Genomic DNA, 3548 nt, shown 5'->3' with positions numbered 1-3548 from the left:
ATGTGGTGGAGACGAGCTGCGGCCGTCGTGGCCGCCGCGACGGGCGACGGCTCCGTCGTGCTGGTGACCGGCGGGGACGACGAGCAGGTCGCTCGGGTCGCCGCGCAGGAACGCGCCGAGCCGGTCCGGCCGTGACCCCATGCCCTAGACTCGCTGCGGTCCCGGCCTGGTCCGGGTCCCCTGTCCCCCGCACGAGTAGGAATCCATGAGCCTGGCAGAGTACGCCGCCTCCCACGGCCTCAGCCGGGTCGGCGCGCGTCCCCCGCTGCATGCCTACCTGCGCGAGGTGTGGCACCGGCGCGAGTTCATCCGCCTGCTGGCCACCTACCGGGTCAAGGCCGACAACCAGCGCAACCGGCTGGGCCTGCTGTGGATCGTGCTGCGTCCGATGCTCAACGCGGCGGTCTACGGCACCGTCTTCGGCCTGGTCATGGGGTCCTCGCGGCCGGCGCGCTTCGTCGAGTTCCTCATCGTCGGCGTCTTCTTCTTCGAGTTCTTCTCCCGGACGTTCGGCAGCGGCGCGAAGTCCATCACCAACAACCGGGCGCTCGTGCAGAGCCTGCGGTTCCCGCGGATGGTGCTGCCGATCGCCCAGGTCGTGGAGGAGCTGCTCCAGTTCGTCCCGACGCTGGCGGTGATGTTCGTCTTCGCCACCGCGGCCGGCAACACCCCGAACTGGGGCTGGCTGCTCATGCTGCCGCTGGTGCTCATCTACACCGTCTTCAACGTCGGCCTGTCGCTGATCACCGCGCGCCTGTCGGTCCACCTCAGCGACCTGTCGGAGATCCTGCCGTTCGTGAACCGGGCGCTGTTCTTCTCCACCGGCATCTTCTTCGACATCGAGCAGCGGTTCGAGGGCCACGAGACCGCGCTGCGCATCCTGGACTTCCAGCCGCTGCACGAGATCCTGGTCCTGGCCCGCGGCATCGTCCTGGACGGCCAGTACACCGTCGACAACCCCTGGTACTGGCTGTACGCCAGCCTGTGGGCGGTCGGGCTGCTGCTCGTCGGCACGGTGTTCTTCTGGCAGGCCGAGGAGCGGTACGGACGCGATGACTGAGCCGCAGGAGGGACGCCGCCCGTCGGTCGTCGTCGACCACGTGTCGGTCGAGTACAAGGTCAAGGCCGGCAGCAAGGGCCCGGGCGGGCGCCGCGAGACGCGCACCCGCACCGTGAAGGCGCTCAAGGACGTCTCGTTCGTCGCCTACGAGAACGACAGCATCGGCGTCGTCGGCACCAACGGCTCGGGCAAGTCCACGCTCATGCGGGCGATCGTCGGGCTGACCCCGGTCTCGTCCGGAGCGATCCACGCCAGCGCCAACCCGAGCATGCTCGGCGTCGGCGCGGCCCTCATCAAGGACCTGTCCGGCGAGCAGAACGTCATCCTCGGCGGCCTGGCGATGGGCTTCACCCGGGCCGAGATCGAGGCCGCCTACGACGACGTCGTGGCCTTCTCGGGCCTGGGCGACTTCATCGACCTGCCCATGCGCACGTACTCCTCGGGCATGGTCGCCCGGCTCAAGTTCGCCATCGCCGCGGCCCGCGCGCACGAGATCCTCATCGTCGACGAGGCGCTGGCCGTGGGCGACAAGGACTTCCGCGAGCGCAGCGAGGCGCGCATCCGCGAGATCCGCGACCAGGCCGGCACGGTCTTCCTGGTCAGCCACTCCATGAAGTCGATCCTCGACACCTGCAACCGCGTGCTGTGGGTCGAGAAGGGCGAGCTGCTCATGGACGGCGACCCGCGCGAGGTGATCCGCGCCTACCGCGACGGACGCCGCTAGCCCCTCCGGCCGTCCTGGCCGTCGCGTGCGGCCCGGCTCACCGGCGCCCCGCCCGCTGGCGTCAGCAGGCCTTCTCGAGGTCGTCGGACTGGTTCGCCCGGCGCGGGTCCTTGCGCGGGTCGGCCCCGGCCACGGTGATCTTCGGCTTCGACAGCGGCGACAGCGTGGCGTTGCGGACGCCGTGCGAGGAGTACGAGCCCTCGGCCTTGGCCACCGCCTGGTGCACCATGCGGCGCACCTTGTCGAAGTCCGGGTCGCTGGTGTTCACCTGCGGCGGGACGATCGAGACCGACGAGACCTTCTGCTTGCGCGCCTTGAGCGCGAGGTCCAGGAACGTGCCGACGTCGCCCTGCGGGATGCTCGTCTCGAAGAACGACTCGGCCGAGTCGGCGATGGCGTCCAGCTTGGTGAGCACCTTCTCGGGGCTGAGCTGGCCGAGCATCTCGGTCATGATGCACTTCTGCCGGCCCATGCGGGAGTAGTCGTCGTTGTCGACCCGGCTGCGGGCGTACCAGGTGACCTGGCGGCCGGTGAGGTGGCGGCGCCCCTCCTTGATGTAGCCGGTGATCGGGGCGCCGATGCCGCCGATGGCGGTGCGCTCCTTGACGTCGATCGTGACGCCGCCGAGGGCGTCCACCAGGTTGGCGAAGCCGTTCATGTTGATGATCGCGTAGTAGCCGATGTCCAGGCCCGTGGTCTCCTCGACCGCCTCGACCGTCGCGTCCATGCCCGGGTGCTTGGTGTCGAACAGGTCGGCGTGGTCGTTGGCCCAGGTGTTGACGCCGTTGAGGTAGCAGTCGGTCTCGCACGAGAATCCGTCCGGGAACTGCTCGTGCATGACCGTGCCCTCGGGGAACGGGACGTTCTGCAGGTTGCGCGGCAGGCCGACCAGCACGGTGCGACCGGTGTCGGCGTCGATCGAGGCGACGTTGATCGAGTCCGGGCGCAGGCCCACGCGGCCCTTGCCGGAGTCGCCGCCGAGCAGCAGGACGTTGTAGCGGCCGTCGGCGGCCTGGCCCTCGGCCGCCTTGCTCGCGGCGCCCGAGCCGGTGACCGAGCCGATGAGCTTCTGCTGCGCCGAGACGGTCTGGGACGCGAACACGAGCGTGGCGGCGACGCCGATGCACAGCGCGCCGTTGAGCCCGGCCACGACGGCACGGTGACCGCGGCGCAGCTCGCGCGGCGCGCCCAGGCGCCAGGCGTCGATGAGCAGGCCGGCCCAGGCGACCGCGCCGACGATGAGCAGCACCCGCAGCGGACGCATGACCCAGCCGTCGGTGAGCAGCGTGAACAGCGTCGCCCGGTCGAGCAGGTAGACCAGCACCGCGAGGACGCCCAGCGTCAGCACGGCGAGCCAGACCCGCAGCGCGAGACGTCCGACCCGGCGGTTGCCGGCGACGAGCTGGGCCGACCCGGGCACCACGAGCGTCATGGCCGTCAGGGTGAGCGCACGGCGGAAGCGGACCGCGGCGGAGCGGTCGGCCGTGTGGTCGCGGGAGCTGATGACGTCGGTCATGGGTCCTCTGCGTGCGTGGGGAAGGGGCGAGGTCTGGTCAGTATGGACACGAACCCTCAACCCCTGGTCGAGGGCGCGCCGGGCGCGGCGCAGTTTTCCTGCGGCTCGGGGTCCCGGGGCGGCGGTGAGCGGTCCGGTAGCCTCGGCGCCATGCCCAGCGGCCCCGACGAGAAGCGCTACGACTGGCTCTACGACGACGGCGGCAGCCGTCCCGCGCCGCGTGCCGCCGACGACCTGCCTCCCCCCGG

Annotated in this window: 3 protein-coding genes; 2 read left to right on the top strand and 1 reads right to left on the bottom strand. The window is 70.7% G+C overall.

Annotated features, from left to right (window positions below):
- The first annotated feature begins 205 nt into the window (after window positions 1–205).
- Both AC2W7G_RS11910 and AC2W7G_RS11905 read left to right on the top strand, forming a co-directional pair.
- Window positions 206–1060, top strand: a complete 855-nt coding sequence (locus AC2W7G_RS11910) for an ABC transporter permease (RefSeq protein WP_485868630.1) — start codon at window positions 206–208, stop codon at window positions 1058–1060.
- Entirely contained in the window at window positions 1053–1784 is a 732-nt protein-coding gene (locus tag AC2W7G_RS11905) for an ABC transporter ATP-binding protein (RefSeq protein WP_485868629.1), read from the top strand. The genes AC2W7G_RS11910 and AC2W7G_RS11905 overlap by 8 nt, the downstream gene beginning before the upstream one ends.
- Before the next feature lie 61 nt (window positions 1785–1845).
- Here the strand turns inward: AC2W7G_RS11905 and AC2W7G_RS11900 are convergent, their stop codons facing one another.
- On the bottom strand, window positions 1846–3300 hold the full coding sequence (locus AC2W7G_RS11900) for an LCP family protein (protein ID WP_485868628.1): 1455 nt from the start codon (window positions 3298–3300) through the stop codon (window positions 1846–1848).
- Between the last annotated feature and the right edge of the window lie 248 nt (window positions 3301–3548).

It is taken from the genome of Aeromicrobium sp. PFPM2_SD2 (assembly GCF_057364525.1).
This window is presented reverse-complemented; position numbering and strand designations above follow the sequence as displayed.